Origin of the sequence: Methanosphaera sp. WGK6, assembly GCF_001729965.1 — an archaeon.
GTDB lineage: Archaea > Methanobacteriota > Methanobacteria > Methanobacteriales > Methanobacteriaceae > Methanosphaera.
The window spans coordinates 124,805-143,754 of record NZ_JRWK01000001.1 but is presented as its reverse complement, the minus strand read 5'-3'; the positions used below and the strand labels follow the sequence as shown (position 1 = coordinate 143,754).

The following is an 18,950-nucleotide window of genomic DNA, read 5'->3' as shown; positions in this document are numbered from 1 at the left end:
GTATACTATCTATCATGCATCATAGTAATAATTTATATTATTTTAAGAAACATGATGAAAAAAATCATCAAGAAAAATAAATAAATGAGTAATATCATAAATAAATATTAATTATCTTTTATTAAACAAATCATGTAGTTCAAGTAATAATAATCAACATCCCATGTTGAATTTAATAATAGATAGACAATATAAGTAAGAAATTGTGGAATATCAGCATTATTAAAACTAATATGAAAAATAAGTATGGAGAATAAAAAAATGAGTAAATTATTTATATCATGTGCATTACCTTATGCAAACGGTCCTTGCCATCTAGGACACCTACGTTCCACATACATTCCAGCAGATATATATGCTAGATATAATAGAATGAATGGAGTGGATACTGTAATGGTATGTTCTACTGATGAACATGGAACTCCTATTGCAGTGAGAGCTGAACAAGAAAATAAAAGTCCTAAAGATATTACTGATGTTTATCACGAATTAATTGGAAATGATCTTAAGGCATGTAATATTTCATTAGATAGCTTTAGAAGAACAACGGATGAATTACATTATGAAATGGCACAAGATTTCTTCAAAGACCTTTATAATAAAGGATATATTTATGAAAAAATCATTGACCAATTATACTGTGATACTTGTAAACGTAGCTTACCAGATAGATATGTGGAAGGAATCTGTCCACATTGCGAAAGTGAAGCTAGAGGAGATCAATGTGAAGTATGTGGAAGACATCTGAATCCTACTGACCTTAAAGAACCCCATTGCTTAATATGTGATGGAACTCCACACGTACAACAATCAAAACAATATTACTTTAAATTACATGAATTTGAAGAACCATTAACTCAATGGATTAATAATAACGAAAATTTACCTAAAAATGTTAAAAACTTTGCTAAAGAATGGTTAAATGATGGCCTTAAAGATTGGATTATGACCCGTGACATGAATTGGGGAATTCCAGTTCCCCTAGAAGGAGTTACAGACAAAGTATTATATGTATGGGCAGAAGCATTTATAGGTTATCAATCTTCCGCTGCAACATGGGCTAAAAAACATGGACTCAACTGGAAAGAATACTGGGATGATAAAACCGTGCACTTCATTGGAAAAGATATTATTTATCACCACACAATTTTTTGGCCAAGTATGCTCCTAGGTCATGAATGGAACCTACCTTACTCTGTAGTAGGTGGAGGATACTTATCTCTTGAAGGACGTAAAATGTCAACAAGTAAAGGATGGGTTATTTGGGTAAAAGAATTCCTTGACCAATTTGATAGTGATTTATTAAGATATTACATGGTTATCAATGCACCTTTAAATAGAGATACTGATTTCTCATGGGATGACTTCCAAAGAAGAATTAATAATGAATTAACAGATAATCTTGGAAATTTTATCCATAGAACATTTACATTTACAAATAAATTTTTCGAAGGTAAACTACCTGAACCTGGAAGTTATGATGAAATAGATAAAGAATTTGAAAATAAAATCAAAGAATTACCAGATAAAGTAGCAGATTGTATTGAAAATTTTAAATTCAGAGATGGATTAGTAGAAATAATGGCTTTAACTAAAGAAGCAAATAAGTACTTCAATGATAAAAAACCATGGAAAGCTATGAAAGAAGATTCTGAAAGTGCAAAAACATGCATTTATCTATCCAATCAATTAGTTTATAAATTAGCAATATTATTAACACCTTACATCCCTGAATCAGCACAAAAAATAAGAGATATTTTAGGTATGCCTGTTGAAGATATTGAAGGATTTATGAAATTTGAAAATAGAGAACCAAAAGTAACATGGACTGAATCAAAAGAATTCTTAGAAGCAGGACATGAAATTAAAAAAGCTAAACCATTATTTAATAAAATTGAAGATAAAATAATAGAAGAGCAAAAAAATAAATTATATTCCCTTGAAAACACAGAAAATAATAATGAAGATGAAAATATGAGTGATTTAATTAGTATAGATGAATTTGGAAAAGTACAATTAGTTGTTGGACAAATAAAAGAAGCTGAAAGAATTGATGGATCTAAAAACCTACTTAAATTACAAGTCGATTTAGGAGACGAAATAAGACAAGTAGTTGCAGGACTTGCGAAAAGATATAATCCTGAAGAACTCATAGATAGAAAAGTAATAGTTGTTGCAAATCTTGAACCAGCCAAATTATTCGGTGTAGAATCAAATGGTATGTTACTTGCTACAGACAGTATGGAACTTTTAACTACTGAAGGAAATGTTGGTGAACATATAAAATGAGCGAACTCTTAGTGACACAAAGCGAGAAGTTTCTTAAAAGAATACAAAGAAAACCTATTATTGCCGAAGGTATAGAAGATTTCGATAGTTTCATAGAAATATATGGTTATTTGAAAAATAACCTCTATGAACTACAAAATCTTCGAAATAAAATGGAAATAAGAGGTTTTACCTCACCATATAGTGCTTTGAAAAGATATGGAAAAGGAAATAATTCAAATAACCCTGAAATTATTCCCGATGATGTATATGATCAATCACGACATGCACAATACTTTCGTATCAAAGCATCAAATAAGAAAAACATTCTTGATCAAGTAAAATCTGCTATTTCATCCCATAAAATAGCAATAGGTCACTTAGAAGAATATGCTGAAATCACATGTGAAAAATGTGGTCAAAAATACAAACAAAATACTATCGAAGATATTTTAACAGAAAATGATATCAAAAAAACAAATTGTGAATGTACATGTGGATGCCATGAATTCAAATTTACTGCAAATAAAAGTGGAATTTGCAGACTGGAACTGATTAAATATTTACCATTAGGTGGCGAATATCTTCTTAAACGATCACAATTAACTAATTATAGTTTAGAAGCATATCGTAAGATAATTAAAACTATGCGTCAAGAAAAAAGAGGACGTGTAAAAAGTATAACTGTGATTGCAAAAATTAAAGAAGAGAAAACCGGAAAATGGATTAGTAAAAAAGTAAATATTGATTATGCTGATGAATCAAATTATGAATTAGAACTTCGTAAACGATATGGTCCTAATGTACGTATTGAATTACTTCAATTTCACCATAAAAAACCTTCACTAATAAATGATAAATATGTTCAAAATGCCCTAGCAATAGCTTATTTACAATACTCTGAAAATATTGTGAACCAAAAAATTGATGAAATTATACCACAACACATACAAAATATGGAAAAAATAAATACATATAATAAATTAACAGAAGAAGCAAGACAAGACGCATGTAAACTTGCTAGAGAAGCAGAAGAACGTATCGAATTAGAAGAAGAATTAAAATATGTTAAACTAAAAAAAGCTAATTTAATGAATAAAAATAGAGAAATTGAACGTGAATTAAAAGAAGATCTTGAAAAACAAGAAGATCTTAAAAAACACTTCTATATTGAAACATCAAACACATTAATATTATGGGATATATTCAAATATTATCTCACCACTTCAGAGAACAGACGTAATAATTATTCAGGACCATTCCCTAATCTAAGACCAACATTAGATTCTAATCAAATAAAAGTATTTAATAATATTTTTTCAAAAGATGTTGTTAAATTACTTCAAGATAATGGTGAAAATATTGAAGTCATTCCAAATATGAAAGAAACAATTCAATACAAGTTAGAACTTGAAACAAAACGTAAAAAATTACATTTAAAATCAAATCACGCAGCATATGGTGCTATTGCATTACATAAAAAATCAAATATATCTTTAAACAAAGCTGCAGATTTACTTTACGTAGATAAAGAAGAAGCTGCAAAAGAAAAATCAAATTTACGTAAAATAGAAAAACCATCAACCAATAAAGCTAAAAAATTCTTAGAAATAATAAATAAATAATATTGAAAGGATGATAGCTATGAGTTCCAAAATACATGTGAATAAACCATTATCCTCAAGATTAATTATTGAATTACTTGACGATAATCCTGATCTTGAAGAAATTGAATGTCCTCAGAGTTTATATGAACGAACTTCTGAAACATATATTGATGCTTTAAATGAATTAGGTATTCAGATATCAATTATTGAACACAGAGGACGTCCTCAAAAGTATGATGAAAATTTAAAAGAAGAAATTAATAAAATGATAGATTCTGGTTTAACTCCTAAAAATATTGCAAATCGTCTAAATATTAATAGAAAAACTGTTTATTATCTTAAAAATAAGAAATTAAAACAAGGCCCTAAATCAAAATATTCTAAAGAACTTAAAGAAGAAATTGTTGATTTGAAGAATAAGGGTACTTCTGTGAAGATAATATCATCCATGTTAAATATCCCTGTTAGAACTATTTATTATATTTTACAGAAAGAACGAGAATTAATTAATAAAGAAAAAAATGAAGGAGTGTATTAATTGAATATACCACAACTCCTATTAACATCAAGTGGATGTGGATTAATAGCATTTTTAATTACATTTGCAATTATGCCTACTTTAATCAAAAGATTAAAAAAAGCAGATATTGTAGGGAGAGATATTCATAAGTTAACAAAACCTGAAGTTGCAGAAATGGGTGGAATTGGGATTTTATTTGGTTTTGCTATTTCAATCATGGTGGGAGTTTATCTATATCCTTCATGGCAATCCCAATTAACAATTACACTTATTGTCATATTATTAACTGGAATTATAGGAATAGTTGATGATTTGATAATATTATCTTCAAAAGAGAAATTAATATTACTTTGGATTGCAGGTCTTCCAATAATGTGGGTTACTCCACCAAATATGAGTATTTTTTACATGTTAAGTATTCCTATTGCAGTTTCAATAGCTTCTAATTTAACTAATATGTTAGCAGGCCTTAATGGTATTGAAACAGGGCTTGGTGTTATTGCATTAACTTCTCTTACACTATCTTGTATTATCATGAATAAGTATGATGTTGCTATAATTTCATTTTCAATGCTCGGAGCATTACTAGCATTTTTATTTTATAATAAATACCCTGCAAATGTATTTCCAGGAGACGTTGGAACTTTAATTATAGGTGCTTGTATTGCAATTATTGCTTTTATAGGTAGAGTTAAAATTATAGCATTTATTGTTCTTATTCCCAATATTATTGACGGTCTTCTTAAATTTAGAAGTGCTGGTGTAATGGAACGTCATAAATTTAAACCTACCCAAGTTAAAGAAAATGGAGTATTAGTAGCACCTCCAGGTGGTTTTAATTCATTAATTCGTTCTATTCTAAAAAAACCAATGAAAGAAGCAGAAGTAGTTCATATTATATGGATTATTGGATTAATTTTTGGTATTATTGGAATATTAGTTGCTTTTTTTGCTAAAGGAGTTATTATTTAACTCTAATCTTTTTTTAAATATCACAACCATATAACTGATTTTGTTTTAATTACATATTTATTTGATTTTGTAGGATCATAGAAAATATTACAGGGTGTTGAATTGAATGTTTCAGATACACTTTTTCTAATATAATAGTTAATTCGTGCCCCCACTATATTTTTTTCTGGAGCAGATAGTGCATTACTGTGTGCATATACTTGCAACTCAAGTGTTGTATTATTTTCATATAACTCTATTTTTATTAGTTTTATTTCAGTAGAAGTTAATAGTTTAGGATAATCATTTTGATAATGATTAAATGTATCATTATAATACATTGCATATCCATTTTTATCTATTCCATTTTGAGCTCCAAATTGTGCAGCTGTTAAAATTGTATTTTTTTCAAATTCATCAGATATCATGCTTATTGATGAAATTAAAATAATTATTATTATACTTAACATTAATATATATTCTACTGAGAGTTGTCCTTTATTATTCATGATAATTTAATTATACTTATATTAATTTTTAAAAAGATTTTTAATTTAACTGTATTATATCTATACTTTCATTATTATTAATAATTTTATATGTATTTCCTGGAATTAATATGAAATTTTTTGAAGCTAATTTATTTGATGGAATTATTTTAGAATATGTTATTTGATAGTGACTATTGATATAAACTCCAGAGTGATTTATTTTAACTATATATGTTTCCTGATTAATTTTACTAGGTAAGGTATAACTTCTCGAATAACCTTCATTTTGTATATTAACCTCATTGAGTATTCCACTTAAATCATTAGAAACTATTCGAGCATCCTTTCTATTTTGTGTTTCTTCAATGATAGTTAGTTCTTCTATAGATATTGAAATGACCATTGTTGACAGAAATAAAAATATAAAAAAAACTATTAAAAATTCTAAATTGATTGTTCCTTTTGATTCCATGAAATTAATTATGATTCTTATATAATATAAATTTTTTAAAGATAATCTTTATATACTTTAAATTGTATAATAATAATTGAAAATTTATAAAAAATTTATAAATTATCAAAATAGAAATAAGGAGTACAACTATGTTCCGAAAAACAACACATCCAGAATTATTAATAAAATTCACAGAAGTAACAAATTCTAAAGAATTAGATAATAGAATATATGAATTTGAAAAAAATATGAACGAAAAAGAATATTCTTATTTCCTCAAAGGATCTGAAAATCCATGTATCTACTTCCTAGAATATCAAAATCCAGAAGAATTAATTAAAGAAATAGAATATGATAGAACAATTAACAATAATATAGAACTAATACCAGTATACTGCGTTTTAAACAATATAAATTATATTACATCGACAATATTACGAAAAATACGCCATAAAATTACATACAAGGACACATTTAAAGTTAATATACATTTTGATTCATATAGTGCATTATACACTGAAGAAAAATTAAAAAAAGAATTAACAATATATTTAGAAGAAATAATGGGAATATACTCATCAGAATACGATCCAATGTGGACTATTAATATTTATGTAGTAGGAGATATTAGTGCAATAAATATCAAAAGATCAAAGAAAAATAGAAATAAATTCAGTCATTACAACACATAACTTAATTATTTTTTATTATTTTTTTATTCTAAAATTTCTTTAAGTCTATTTTCTAATAAAATAATCTGATCTCTACTAGTTAAGGTTTTATCTATATCCAAAATAGCTAATATCCTAGAATCCATGATAGATTCAAATCCCATTTTTCGAACATACCCATTTAATTTTTCAAGAAGAACTTTATCATCAATTTTTTCAGGATCTACTCCCAAATAACGAGGAAGTTTATTAGATGATGGAAATACAGACACCCCTCTTATTTTACCCCTAATATTTTGTCTTCTTTCAATAATTGTATCATAATCATCAGCCAAATCAGGATCCATATATGGAACACCCACATCACTAAGTGCTATTACTTTTTCATCTGAGAAAGACAACTTAGTTTCAATTAAATCAGGAGTTCTAGATGCAATTGTTCCACCACTCCTATGAAAACGTGGTCCTTCTCCAACATACAAACCTGCATAAACCATTGCATTTCTAACAGGACTTGCTGCAGTATATGTTAAAATTAATGCTGAAGGTGTTAAATATTCCTTTAATTTAGTGAAAAAATCAACAGAATATAATTCAGGGCACTTAGAAGGACTGAACGGATCCAAAAATACTGCATCATACTCTTTACTACTATTTTCTTTTAAAAAATCCCTAGCATCACATACATGAATATTTATAGTGATATTAGAAGGAATATTACTTAACACTTTATTAAATTGAAGATACCCTTCATCTATCAAATAAGATTCTATTACTTTTTTAATATATCCATGAGATTCACATATATCTGGTATAAATAATGTAGTTGCTAATGTTTCTAAAGATGATTCTATCATATCAATTTCTATTTTAACATTACTATCTTTTAAATAATCAAGTACTGCTGACACATTATACCCAATACCACTGCAAATATCCAATATCTTTATAACATCAGTAATTTCAGATTTTTCTATTAATTTAGAAGGTATTGCAAATTTTTCAAATGCTTCAGTACGTGCCCCATAAGTACTATGCAATGTTTCTGATTCATTATCCCTTTTCCCAGAAGATAATGTATAAGAACCATCATCTGTTTTTATTAAAAATCCTGCTATTTCATCACGATACAATTCTCTTGCATCTTTATGTCCACTCAATTCTAGTTCAAATACTTGTTGTATCAAATTTTTATGTTGCTCTGAAATTTCTAGTCTCGCATTGTCTTGTGTATTATCCATTAATGACACCATATGATACTATTTTTTTAATGAGTATAATACTATTAAAAATAATAATATTCTATTAAAAATTGAATCCCTTACATAACATACTAAATGTAGTTATAATTCTATATATTATTATTAATTTATGAAATAATAAAACTTTAGTAAAAAGATAAAAAAATAAAAATAAAACTGAACATAAAACAAAAATACTATAATTAATTATTATAAGAAGAACATAATAATAAACTAGAAACATCCAGGTGATAAAATGAATAAAAAAGTTATTGGTATATTAGTAGTAATTGCTATAGTACTTCTCTTAGGAATTCCACAATATGAATCATACCAAAATACTTTACTATCTGAACATTTTAATGAAACAATTCAAAATGCAAGTTCAATTGAAACAGAAATCATAAATACAGTAAATGGAATCAATACACAAAACACTACTGATGCAGATGTATTAATAAGTACAATAAACAATGACATAACTCCAAAATACTCTGAAGAATTATTAAGACTCAATGAATCAGGAGTTTCAACAAGTAATGAGACAGAACACAAATATATTGATTTACAAACAAAAAGAATAGAACTAGAATCTAAAAATTTAAATAATACAGTGACCACATTAAATGCACTATCACAATATGTTAAAGGAGAAAAAAGTGCAGAAGATGCTCAAACAGCAATCAATAATGCAAATACACAATCAGCTGATATTAACAACGAATTAACCAAAGTATACTCCGATATAAAAACTTTACTAGAACAAAATCCCGATTTAAATAAAAAATTACATGATTTAAACTTAGAAAAATCATATTATGGAGAAACTAACGTTCAAACACAAAATATTACCAACTCAACTTCTGTTTAATAACCCCCTTTAATCTTTTTTTAAAAAAATAAATTAAATACTAAACAAATAAAACTAAGTTTCAACATAATTTATAAATACTATAGAAAATTAAAAAATAAAAAAACCAAAGAAAGTTAAATGAAATAGGATGTTTAAAATATGAAAACATTTAACATGTATGTTAAAACCATTGTAAGTAGTGAACATGGAAAAATACTACTCATTAAACAAAAACGTATGGATAATAAGCCGAGATGGGACTTGCCTGGTGCCCCACTAACAGAAGAACAAAGTTTTGATGAAACTGTTGTGCATAATATCCAAAAAGAAATCGGATACTCTGTATATCCTGGAAAAATAATAGGTATTTCCAGCCATGTAACTAGAAATATGAAAGATTTATATGTTATCATGGAAGGAACTATTCTAAATGGAGATTTAATTCTTTCAACTAGATACGAAGAATTTGCATGGATTGATATTAATAGAATAGCAGAATACCCATTAGTTCCATGGTTAAATGAATATATCAAAAATACATCAACACCATTCAATGATGTTGCTATAGAAATTAACGACTTAAATGAGAAGAATCTAAGAAGAAGAGAAGTTATTCAAGAAAATATAATAAATAACGCTAAAGAATATACTCATGAAGCAAACAATGAAATATCAGAAAATGTGAAAAACTCATTTTCAATGCTGAAAAATACGATTAAAAGAACATTCCATCCAAAAGAAGCAAAAATAACCAAACCTATACCTAAAAACAATATATACACAAATGAAGAAACTAGTAAAACAAATTTCACAGATAAATTTAACATAATGAAAAAAAATAAACCAGAACATGAAGAAATTATATTAAAAGAATCTACAGATGATATTATAATTGACCGTGAAGATATCATAATTAGTCATGATGAAGATATTGTACCCGATCAAGTTAATAAACCAGTTGCTAAAAAACCCCAAAAAAATTATTTTGATATGAATATAAATCGACAAAATAATATGAAAAAAGAAGAAATTCCTTCAATAACAGTAATACAGGAAAACGAAAAGGTCCCACATATTCGAAAAGAAAAAGAATCTGCTAAAAAAGTTAGTTTCAACTCAGAAAATATGAAAAGAAGCGGATGGAAAGCTAGATTAAATGAAATTAACAGAACTGATGCAAATAATGAGAAAAAAATAGCTCCTCTTCCAAAAGGTAAAAGAAGAAATTAATTCTTCTTAATAAACATCCTTTTTTTTAATAATTTAAATTAAATAAATTCCAAAATTATGTAACACTAATTTTATTGTTTCTACACCAACATACCCTACTGATGCAAAATAAATAAAAGTACCTATTACACATAAATAACCTAATATCATGAGATAAGAATCCTTTTCTAAATTACTTATTGATAATACTAATATAGCTATTGCAGGAATAAAATCTGTAAGTGGTATTGGTAACGGTAAAAATAACACAACAGATAATAAAATTATCAAAATCGAATTAATTTTAAGAAGATACATATTAGATACTAAATTTCCTCTAGGTTTTGATATTTTCTCAATATATTTTAAAAATTTCATTAAAATATTGAATAATTTTTCTACCGTTGATGCATCTAAAACATAATTTGAAGCCTTTTTAGGTAAATACACTGCTTTACCAGATAAATTTGCGAATTCTAATAAAATAATCATTATTCCAAAAGGAGTACTACTTCCTGGAAAAGATATTGGAAATAAAAAAGGAGCTATTAAAATAATCACTAAAATATAATTTCCTTCACTTAATAATTCATTTACCAATTTACCTATAGTTATATTATCAGGAAGTGAGTTTTTGATTTCTTTAAGTTTTTTTGAAGTCCTAATTGGATATTGTTTATTTGAATCCATAAATTCACCAAGGATTTTATAATTACTATGTATAAACTTATATAAATAAAAATAGTTAGAAAAAAGTGTGGGTGAAAAGAAGAAGTTTGGAGAGGAGTTATATGTAATTTCCTCTGTTTTGTAATCTTTCTTCTTCAGGAATTTCATTAATATCTAATCCTGGCATTGCTGCTCCAAGATCTGTTGAAACTTCTGCTATTAAATCAGCATCATCATAGTGTGCAGTTGCATCTACTACAGCTTTTGCTACTAATTCAGGATTTTCTGATTTGAATATACCTGATCCTACAAATACTCCATCTGCTCCTAATTGCATCATTAATGCTGCATCTGCTGGTGTTGCTATTCCACCTGCAGAGAAATTTACTACAGGAATTCTTCCTTTTTCTGCGGTTAATTTTACTAAATCTCTTGGTGCATTGATTTCACGAGCTACTTGCCATAATTCTTCTTCTGTTTTATTTTGAATTTCTCTTATAGCACCTTGAATTGCTCTCATATGTCTTACTGCTTCTACAACATTACCTGTACCTGCTTCACCTTTTGTTCTAATCATTGCAGCTCCTTCATCTACTCTTCTTAAAGCTTCACCAAGGTTTCTTGCCCCGCATACAAATGGAATTGTAAATTGTTCTTTGTCTATATGGAAATCTTCATCTGCTTGTGTTAATACTTCACTTTCATCAATCATATCTACGCCTAATGATTCAAGTACTTGTGCTTCTACAAAGTGACCAATTCTTACTTTTGCCATTACTGGAATATCTACTGCATCCATGATTTCAATTACTTTTGATGGGTCAGCCATTCTTGCTACTCCACCTGCTTTTCTTATATCAGAAGGAACTCTTTCTAATGCCATTACAGATACTGCACCTGCATCTTCAGCAATAGCTGCTTGTTCTGCATTTACTACATCCATAATTACTCCGCCTTTTGTCATTTTAGCGAAACCTTCTTTTAAAACTTTTGTTCCATGTAACATTTTAGTTCTCCTTTAAATTTGATAAATTTTATGAATTCTATATTATATAATACATTATTAGTTTTATAACAATAATTAACTTTGTTATTTTTAATTTTTAAGACTTTTGATTATTTCTGTAATATCAATATCCTCAATATAAGGTATTGCTTCAGTTGCACCAGCCTGTGTTGTTGATTGTGCTGCAATATAACTTCCAATGATTCCTGATTCTTCGAGACTATAATTATTTAATAATCCATATAAGAAACCTGCATTATATGCATCTCCAGCACCTGTTGTATCTACTGTATCTACTTTGAATATTCCTATATTATACTCTTCATTACCTTTTTTGATAAAAGAACCTTTTGTTGATCTTTTAACAACCAATATATCTACTTTTGGATAAATTTCCTGAATTGCTTCTTTTAAAGTTGTTTTCCCAGTTGTTATTAAAAGTTCTGTTTCATTGATTAGTAAAATATCAGTATATTTTAGTAGTTTAGTCATGAATTCAGAACCTCTCTTTACATATAACATTCCAGGATCTAATGCTATTTTTATATCAGAAGATATTTCTTCTAATAATTCTATTTGTGTATTTATAGATGGATCTTCAGGATTTAATCCTACAAACGAAGTTAAATGTAAAATTTTAGTATTTTTAATATATGTTCTATCAATTTCATTATTGGAAATTTTATCATTAATTTTTGGAGTTACGTATAATTTACGATCTCCTTTATTATCTACAAATCCAATTACTTCGCCTGTTTCCTCATTCCCAATTATAAGATGATCTGTATTTACGTTGTTTTCCGTAAGATAATCTAACATCATGTTCCCATTAGAATCATTTCCTACTTTTCCAATGTATCCTGTGTTTAAACCCAGTTTTGCAATACCAATTATTGTATTTGCTGCAGATCCTCCACAAGATTTAGTTTCATAATTGATGAATGTTTCACCATCAGAAGGTGCAAATTCATTAACTTGACATAATCTATCTACGTTTAATGCACCCCATCCTATTATATCAAACTTCATATTACCTAACTCATGAATACTACTCTAAAACATCTTTTAAGTTAAATTTAAATTTACCTAAGTTTCCACCATAATTACCAGCAGATACTTTTATTACACCATCTACTCCATTTAAAGCTTCTATTCCTTTTCTAAGTGATTCTTTAGCAGCTTCAACATTTAATGCATCAATTACTATTTCAGGTATAAAGTTTACTCCATCTTCAACTTTAGATTCATCTCCAATTTTATCTTTTAATGAAGGACAATATGGATGATTTGTTGTTGGACCTATTTCAGGATAATTTGTTTCAACTTTAGATCCTGCAGAACATATATCAAATGGAGTGCATATTCCTTCAACTTCCCCTAGTGCTTCTAATGCTTTGTATCCTGCTTCCAATACTGCTTCTTTTGTATTACAGTAATACCAGAAATTTACTCCCATTATTCCCTCCATACAACCTAATTTTTGTTCTATGTAGAAATCAGGTACACATATAGGTACACGTATCATTGTTCTTCCATATATTTCTTCAGTCCATTCATAACCATCCCCACAATGACCTACATGTTCTGTTGTATCTATATAGTCAAAAGGGTCAATTGATGCATCAAATATTTTTACAAATGGTTTTACAAGTATGTCTTGTCTTATTCTGAATGATAATTCTTTATCAAATTTATTTAAATCTTTTGTATTATACCAAAACTGAATAATTACTCCTGGTCTATTATCAGGAGTTTCTTCTCGTGTTAAGAATTTTTCTACCCCTGATTCAGTTCTTCCAATTACTGTTCCAGGAGTTGCTGATGCATCGTAAGCTATTTTTTCAATAGTTCGATCATCTTCTGCTGTAACAATCATTCTTACACAAGTTCCAGTAAATGCTTCACAATATGTGTCTTCTATTTCGAAATCCATTTTTATCAACTATCCTAAATTTCCTATATTTTTACCACGTACTTTTTCGCGTGTAATTTTAACTTTATCATTGAGATTCTTTTTATTTTCTTCAGTTATTACATCTATAGAGGGTTTACTTAACAATATATTTTGAGTTATTTGATTATTAGTTGATAATCTAAGTATTGATTCTAATGGATCGTCATTATATTCTTTAATAAAATCATATACTCCTTGAGTTCCTTTATTATTAAATATTTCCGCTATAATTGCAAGTATTAAATTATTATCGGATGCTATTGAAATTGAAGCTGAATTTATTGAATGAATATTTCCATTAAATGAAATACTTAATCCACCATTTTCTTTTGCATAAGTTAATGCTTCTTTATCAGTTATACTATCTCCACTATACATGAGATTTTCAGGTTTATACTTATTTTTTTCAATTATATCAAGTATTGCATCTCTTTTTCCTATTCCACCAACAGGTTTTACTGATTCTATAAGCCTATTGATTTCCATTTTAGAAATTACTTCATTGAATATTTTATCAATGTTTTCAAAACTTGAATCAAATAATATATTATCATGAATATCCAACAAAGTATCTTGTTCTTCAGTAGTTAAATCATATTTATCTAATTCAAGTTGTGTTGAATAAGTATTTTCATATATAAAACCCGTTTTATCAGATAATGCTTTGATATATTGATTATAACTAGTACTTACAATATAACAGGGCATAATCTCCATAACATGTTTTATCATTGAAAAAGCACCATCAATCATGAAAATATTATCTTCCGAAAATTCAATTAAATCTTTTTCAGTTAAACCATATGCCTTAAAGAAAGGCAATATTAATTTTAATGTACTTCCAGCAAGATAACCTTCTTTATTACATTCTACTAGCATATCATCATAATTACTTAATATACTAAAGAAGGTTCCACCTTCAGGAATAAAATAATCAGAAATTTCATAGGCATTATCATTTATAGATAATGGTCCTTCACAGTCTGTTACATAAAATTTATCCATTAATATAAACTCCTAAATTAATCATAAAAAGAAATCTTTATAATATATAATTATCTATATAAAAAGATACATATTAAATTATTATTAAGTAAAAACTATTCTAATTAGGTGAATCATGAAATTAGTAGATAAAGTTATTAAAGGTTTACTTGTTACTATCCTCATAGTAGCAATTATATCTGTAATTTATTTAGTGGTGATTCATAATCCCGGAGAGGGCTATACAGAATTCTATATGCTAGACCATAATAATAACACTACAGATTTTCCAACAAATATAACTCAGAATACTATAGAAAAAATAAATATTGGTATTAGAAATCAGGAAAATCAGGATATGAATTATACTGTGAGAATCAGAAAAAATCAAAGTATAATTACACAGTACAATAAAACATTGAAAAATAATGAAGAGAGTTTAACAGCATACTATGTAAGTAGTACTAGAACACGTGGAGATAATCAGGAATTAAATATAGAATTACTGAAAGGAAATATAACTGAACCATATAGAACTTTAAAATTAAGATATAATGTGATTTAAGTATGAGTTCATGAAATAATATATAAGAGGTTAAATAATGAAAGACATGAAATGTATAGTTACAGGTGGAGCAGGATTTATTGGATCACATATTACAGAAACACTACTAAATAATGGAGTATCCAAAGTAACAATAATAGACAATATGTCTACAGGAAAAGTAGAAAATTTAAAAGATTTAGATCATGATAGAATAGAATTAGTTTGTGGAGATATAAGAAATTTAGATTTAGAACCTATTTTCGAAGGTCATGATTATGTATTTCATGAAGCTGCATTAATCAGTGTTCCTGAAAGTGTTAAAAAACCTATTGAAACCAATGAAATAAATATTAATGGATCATTTAATGTATTAAAAGCTGCTTGTGATACTGGTATAAAAAAAGTAATTTCTGCATCTTCAGCAGCAGTATATGGTGAAACAGAAATCCTACCTAATGTTGAAACACTCCCCCTCAAACCATTATCTCCTTATGCAGTTTCAAAAGCAGTACTTGAATTATATTCATATACATATACCCAGACATACCATTTACCAACAACATGTCTAAGATATTTTAATGTATTTGGACCAAGACAAAGTGCACAATCAGCATATAGTGGTGTTATTCCAAAATTTATAAATGCATTGTTAAATGACAAACAACCCATAATTTTTGGTGATGGTACCCAAACAAGAGATTTTATATTTGTAAAAAATATTGCAAATGCTAATTACAAAGCTGCTCTTAGTGATGCGACGGGAGTGTACAATGTTGCTCATGGAAAAACAACTACCATTAATGAATTACTTGAAATTATTTGCGATATAATGAATTATGATTTCAATCCAAAATATATGCCTATGCAAAGTGGAGATATTAAAAATTCAGTAGCAGATATTACAAAAGCTCAAAATTCATTTGGATTTGAAACAGAACATGATTTTAAAAAGGAATTAGAAGAAACAATTCAATTTTATATACATGAATTCGAAAAAGAATAAATTTACTAATTATATTCTTTTTTTATAAAAGTGAGAAACTAATATGCTTTCCCGAATAAAAGGTATTTTAAGAAGACAAGAATACAAAAAAATTCTTGAAAATATGGTCTCATTAACAGGACTTCAATTTGCTAGTTACATATTACCTTTAATTACACTACCCTACTTAACACTAGTACTAGGTCCTGAAAAATTTGGTTTAACCCAATATGCCATTTCACTTATAACTTATTTTCAATATTTAACAGATTATGGATTTAATTTATCAGCAACTAGAGAATTAGCAATTTGTAGAGACGATGATGAAAAAGTATCAGATATATTTAGTTCAGTGATGTTTATAAAGATTATTTTAACTATCATAAGTTTTATAATACTTTTATCAATCATAATATTAATTCCAAAGTTTAGTAATGATGCTAATATTTACTTATTAACATTTGGAATGGTTATAGGGTATGTTCTCTTTCCAACATGGCTATTTCAAGGAATGGAATATATGCGATACACAAGTATTCTTAACATCATAGGAAAAATAATATTTACTGTATTAATCTTTGTATTCATCCATCAGAGTTCTGATTACATATTAGTTCCTGTGATAAACTCATTAGGATTTATTATTGTAGGAATTCTTGGAATATACATTTCACTTACAAGATTTAATATAAAATTAAGAATACCTTCAGTAAAAAGTTTAAAATATCATTTGAAAGAAGGTTGGTCTGTATTCATATCTACCATTGGAATAAATATGTATACTACAACAAATACATTCCTATTAGGCTTACTTACAAATAACACACTTGTTGGATATTATACAATTGCTGAAAAAATAGTTTTAGCAGTGAATGGATTATTAAATCCAATTTCACAATCATTATATCCTTTTATAAGTCGCAAAGTAAATACTGATGATAAAAAAACAAGTATAATTTTTATTAGAAAATTAACAAAATTAATGGCAATTATAGGTGTAATATTATCATTAGGATTATTTATATTTGCAGAACCAATTATAATGATACTATTTGGAAATACATATTATAATTCAATAATAATACTTAGAATATTATCCCTATTACCATTTGTTGTTAGTTTAAGTACCGTGTTTGGTATTGAAACTATGTTAACATTCAATTACAAAAAAGCATTTACATCAATAGTTCTACTTGGAGGCGTTTTAGATATTGTTCTTGGAATATTACTTATAATATTAATGAGAGAGATAGGAATAGCAATATCCTTTGCAATAACCGAAACATTCATAACTATTGCAATGTTCATATTTTTGCAAAGAAAGGGAATTAAAATAATAAATAAAATATAGAAAACACTGAGTTAATATATTTGGAGGATTATAAACGTGGCATATGATTTTATAATTGTAGGAGCAGGAATTGCAGGAATAACTGCAGCAGAACAATTAGCAAATATTCATAATAAAAAAGTACTGTTAATTGATAAACGAGATCATATTGGAGGAAATTGCTATGATTGTTATAATGACGATGGCCTTTTAATCCATAAATATGGACCACATATATTCCATACAGATGACAGAGATGTTTATGACTATCTTTCATTATTCACAAACTGGGATATTTATAATCATAAAATAGTTGGTAAAAAAGAAGATATGTTCATACCATTACCTTTAAACCTAATTTCAATAGATAAATGTTTACCGGAAGATTCCTCAAAAATAAAATCAGCATTACTTAAATTATACAATGTGAATGATAGAATACCACTTTCTGACATTGAAAAGATAGATAATAAATATTTAAAAAAATTTACTGAGTATATTCATATAAATTCTATTAATTATCTTGAAAAAGAATTAGGTAACTCCTATAATTCGTTAGGCCATACAATTGCTGGAAATATACCTATCCAAGTATCCTATGACTGTAGATATTATTTAGATTTATATCAAGGTATACCAACTAATGGTTATACTGCGATGTTTGAAAATATGTTATCCAATCATAATATTACCATTCTTTTAGAAAAAGAGTATGATGAATTAATACATGTTGATTATGAAAATAAAAAACTATACTATGAAGATGAAGAATTTAAAGGAAAAATTATATTTACTGGACAAATAGATGAATTTTTCAATTATAAATATGGAAAATTAGAGTATAAATCATCCATAATAATGAACGAAACTATTAATCAGCAATATTTCCAAAAAAATGCTACAATACTTTACCTTGATGAATACCATTTTACACAAATAACAGAATATAAATATCTAACAGGACAACAATCAAATAAAACAACGATTCAATTTGAATTTCCAATAGAATATAATTCTAATTTTGAAGAAAGAAGCATACCACATCATCTTCTTACTAATAATAAAAATATAGAATTATATGATAAATATAAAGAATTAACTAAAGATTATCCTCAAATAACATTTATTGGACAATTAAATGAATATAAAAAAATAAGTATGGCTACGATAGTAAGAAATGTTCTTGATTTAATAAAAGAACTTGTTTAAATAA

Annotated in this window: 19 protein-coding genes; 11 read left to right on the top strand and 8 right to left on the bottom strand. The window is 27.0% G+C overall.

Going from position 1 to position 18,950, the window contains the following annotated elements; all coding sequences use genetic code 11:
• Positions 1 to 261: 261 nt before the first annotated feature.
• The 4 genes from metG to NL43_RS00695 are packed head-to-tail and all read left to right on the top strand — an operon-like array spanning position 262 to position 5,367.
• Positions 262 to 2,289 (top strand): methionine--tRNA ligase, encoded by a 2,028-nt coding sequence (gene metG / locus NL43_RS00710; protein ID WP_069592054.1) that lies wholly within the window; start codon positions 262 to 264, stop codon positions 2,287 to 2,289.
• On the top strand, positions 2,286 to 3,893 hold the full coding sequence (locus NL43_RS00705) for a DUF530 domain-containing protein (protein ID WP_069592053.1): 1,608 nt from the start codon (positions 2,286 to 2,288) through the stop codon (positions 3,891 to 3,893). The genes metG and NL43_RS00705 overlap by 4 nt, the downstream gene beginning before the upstream one ends.
• A 19-nt stretch (positions 3,894 to 3,912) precedes the next feature.
• Positions 3,913 to 4,413: a helix-turn-helix domain-containing protein gene (locus NL43_RS00700; protein WP_069592052.1), complete on the top strand. Its 501-nt coding sequence runs from the start codon at positions 3,913 to 3,915 to the stop codon at positions 4,411 to 4,413.
• Entirely contained in the window at positions 4,414 to 5,367 is a 954-nt protein-coding gene (locus tag NL43_RS00695; protein ID WP_069592051.1) for a glycosyltransferase 4 family protein, read from the top strand.
• 20 nt (positions 5,368 to 5,387) lie between these two features.
• On the opposite strand, the gene NL43_RS00690 is transcribed toward NL43_RS00695, so the two are convergent.
• Both NL43_RS00690 and NL43_RS00685 read right to left on the bottom strand, forming a co-directional pair.
• Entirely contained in the window at positions 5,388 to 5,855 is a 468-nt protein-coding gene (locus NL43_RS00690; RefSeq protein ID WP_069592050.1) for a class III signal peptide-containing protein, read from the bottom strand.
• Positions 5,856 to 5,895: 40 nt separating this feature from the next.
• Positions 5,896 to 6,240 carry a hypothetical protein gene (locus NL43_RS00685; protein ID WP_143741300.1) on the bottom strand — a complete coding sequence of 115 codons (345 nt, stop codon included), beginning with the start codon at positions 6,238 to 6,240 and terminating at the stop codon, positions 5,896 to 5,898.
• A gap of 200 nt (positions 6,241 to 6,440) precedes the next feature.
• Between NL43_RS00685 and NL43_RS00680 the strand changes: the two genes are divergently transcribed.
• Positions 6,441 to 6,983, top strand: coding sequence for a hypothetical protein (locus NL43_RS00680; RefSeq protein ID WP_069592048.1), 543 nt, complete (start codon positions 6,441 to 6,443; stop codon positions 6,981 to 6,983).
• A 23-nt stretch (positions 6,984 to 7,006) separates the two neighbouring features.
• On the opposite strand, the gene NL43_RS00675 is transcribed toward NL43_RS00680, so the two are convergent.
• A complete protein-coding gene (locus NL43_RS00675; protein ID WP_069592047.1) occupies positions 7,007 to 8,203 on the bottom strand; it encodes an MnmC family methyltransferase in 1,197 nt (398 codons plus the stop codon).
• 256 nt (positions 8,204 to 8,459) lie between these two features.
• Here NL43_RS00675 and NL43_RS00670 point away from each other — a divergent pair, with 256 nt between their 5' ends.
• Together NL43_RS00670 and NL43_RS00665 are read left to right on the top strand one after the other, a co-directional pair.
• Positions 8,460 to 9,074 carry a hypothetical protein gene (locus NL43_RS00670; protein WP_069592046.1) on the top strand — a complete coding sequence of 205 codons (615 nt, stop codon included), beginning with the start codon at positions 8,460 to 8,462 and terminating at the stop codon, positions 9,072 to 9,074.
• 141 nt (positions 9,075 to 9,215) lie between these two features.
• Positions 9,216 to 10,286 carry an NUDIX hydrolase gene (locus tag NL43_RS00665; RefSeq protein WP_069592045.1) on the top strand — a complete coding sequence of 357 codons (1,071 nt, stop codon included), beginning with the start codon at positions 9,216 to 9,218 and terminating at the stop codon, positions 10,284 to 10,286.
• A 33-nt stretch (positions 10,287 to 10,319) separates the two neighbouring features.
• On the opposite strand, the gene NL43_RS00660 is transcribed toward NL43_RS00665, so the two are convergent.
• The 5 genes from NL43_RS00660 to NL43_RS00640 form a co-directional block, all read right to left on the bottom strand.
• The gene (locus NL43_RS00660; RefSeq protein WP_069592044.1) at positions 10,320 to 10,955 is read right to left on the bottom strand and encodes an exopolysaccharide biosynthesis protein; all 636 of its coding nucleotides are present in this window, start codon (positions 10,953 to 10,955) and stop codon (positions 10,320 to 10,322) included.
• 97 nt (positions 10,956 to 11,052) lie between these two features.
• Complete coding sequence (gene pdxS, locus NL43_RS00655; RefSeq protein WP_069592043.1) at positions 11,053 to 11,940, bottom strand: pyridoxal 5'-phosphate synthase lyase subunit PdxS; 888 nt, start codon at positions 11,938 to 11,940, stop codon at positions 11,053 to 11,055.
• A gap of 90 nt (positions 11,941 to 12,030) precedes the next feature.
• Positions 12,031 to 12,969 (bottom strand): carbohydrate kinase family protein, encoded by a 939-nt coding sequence (locus NL43_RS00650; RefSeq protein ID WP_069592042.1) that lies wholly within the window; start codon positions 12,967 to 12,969, stop codon positions 12,031 to 12,033.
• A 19-nt stretch (positions 12,970 to 12,988) separates the two neighbouring features.
• Positions 12,989 to 13,873 (bottom strand): formylmethanofuran--tetrahydromethanopterin N-formyltransferase, encoded by an 885-nt coding sequence (locus NL43_RS00645; RefSeq protein ID WP_069592122.1) that lies wholly within the window; start codon positions 13,871 to 13,873, stop codon positions 12,989 to 12,991.
• A 9-nt stretch (positions 13,874 to 13,882) separates the two neighbouring features.
• Positions 13,883 to 14,899 (bottom strand): hypothetical protein, encoded by a 1,017-nt coding sequence (locus tag NL43_RS00640; RefSeq protein ID WP_084790309.1) that lies wholly within the window; start codon positions 14,897 to 14,899, stop codon positions 13,883 to 13,885.
• A 115-nt stretch (positions 14,900 to 15,014) separates the two neighbouring features.
• Here NL43_RS00640 and NL43_RS00635 point away from each other — a divergent pair, with 115 nt between their 5' ends.
• The 4 genes from NL43_RS00635 to glf are packed head-to-tail and all read left to right on the top strand — an operon-like array spanning position 15,015 to position 18,946.
• Positions 15,015 to 15,443, top strand: a complete 429-nt coding sequence (locus NL43_RS00635) for a DUF1616 domain-containing protein (protein ID WP_069592040.1) — start codon at positions 15,015 to 15,017, stop codon at positions 15,441 to 15,443.
• A 37-nt stretch (positions 15,444 to 15,480) separates the two neighbouring features.
• Positions 15,481 to 16,428, top strand: coding sequence for an NAD-dependent epimerase/dehydratase family protein (locus NL43_RS00630; protein WP_069592039.1), 948 nt, complete (start codon positions 15,481 to 15,483; stop codon positions 16,426 to 16,428).
• A gap of 43 nt (positions 16,429 to 16,471) precedes the next feature.
• A complete protein-coding gene (locus tag NL43_RS00625) occupies positions 16,472 to 17,758 on the top strand; it encodes a flippase (RefSeq protein WP_069592038.1) in 1,287 nt (428 codons plus the stop codon).
• Positions 17,759 to 17,794: 36 nt separating this feature from the next.
• Positions 17,795 to 18,946 (top strand): UDP-galactopyranose mutase, encoded by a 1,152-nt coding sequence (gene glf / locus NL43_RS00620; protein WP_069592037.1) that lies wholly within the window; start codon positions 17,795 to 17,797, stop codon positions 18,944 to 18,946.
• Positions 18,947 to 18,950: the final 4 nt, after the last annotated feature.

Bases quoted from the DNA above. Each gene is read 5' to 3' on its own strand.
- metG (WP_069592054.1), top strand. From the start codon at position 262: ATGAGTAAATTATTTATATCATGTGCATTACCTTATGCAAACGGTCCT.
- NL43_RS00705 (WP_069592053.1), top strand. From the start codon at position 2,286: ATGAGCGAACTCTTAGTGACACAAAGCGAGAAGTTTCTTAAAAGAATA.
- NL43_RS00700 (WP_069592052.1), top strand. From the start codon at position 3,913: ATGAGTTCCAAAATACATGTGAATAAACCATTATCCTCAAGATTAATT.
- NL43_RS00690 (WP_069592050.1), bottom strand. From the start codon at position 5,855: ATGAATAATAAAGGACAACTCTCAGTAGAATATATATTAATGTTAAGT.
- NL43_RS00685 (WP_143741300.1), bottom strand. From the start codon at position 6,240: ATGGTCATTTCAATATCTATAGAAGAACTAACTATCATTGAAGAAACA.
- NL43_RS00680 (WP_069592048.1), top strand. From the start codon at position 6,441: ATGTTCCGAAAAACAACACATCCAGAATTATTAATAAAATTCACAGAA.
- NL43_RS00675 (WP_069592047.1), bottom strand. From the start codon at position 8,203: ATGGATAATACACAAGACAATGCGAGACTAGAAATTTCAGAGCAACAT.
- NL43_RS00670 (WP_069592046.1), top strand. From the start codon at position 8,460: ATGAATAAAAAAGTTATTGGTATATTAGTAGTAATTGCTATAGTACTT.
- NL43_RS00665 (WP_069592045.1), top strand. From the start codon at position 9,216: ATGAAAACATTTAACATGTATGTTAAAACCATTGTAAGTAGTGAACAT.
- NL43_RS00660 (WP_069592044.1), bottom strand. From the start codon at position 10,955: ATGGATTCAAATAAACAATATCCAATTAGGACTTCAAAAAAACTTAAA.
- pdxS (WP_069592043.1), bottom strand. From the start codon at position 11,940: ATGTTACATGGAACAAAAGTTTTAAAAGAAGGTTTCGCTAAAATGACA.
- NL43_RS00650 (WP_069592042.1), bottom strand. From the start codon at position 12,969: ATGAAGTTTGATATAATAGGATGGGGTGCATTAAACGTAGATAGATTA.
- NL43_RS00645 (WP_069592122.1), bottom strand. From the start codon at position 13,873: ATGGATTTCGAAATAGAAGACACATATTGTGAAGCATTTACTGGAACT.
- NL43_RS00640 (WP_084790309.1), bottom strand. From the start codon at position 14,899: ATGGATAAATTTTATGTAACAGACTGTGAAGGACCATTATCTATAAAT.
- NL43_RS00635 (WP_069592040.1), top strand. From the start codon at position 15,015: ATGAAATTAGTAGATAAAGTTATTAAAGGTTTACTTGTTACTATCCTC.
- NL43_RS00630 (WP_069592039.1), top strand. From the start codon at position 15,481: ATGAAAGACATGAAATGTATAGTTACAGGTGGAGCAGGATTTATTGGA.
- NL43_RS00625 (WP_069592038.1), top strand. From the start codon at position 16,472: ATGCTTTCCCGAATAAAAGGTATTTTAAGAAGACAAGAATACAAAAAA.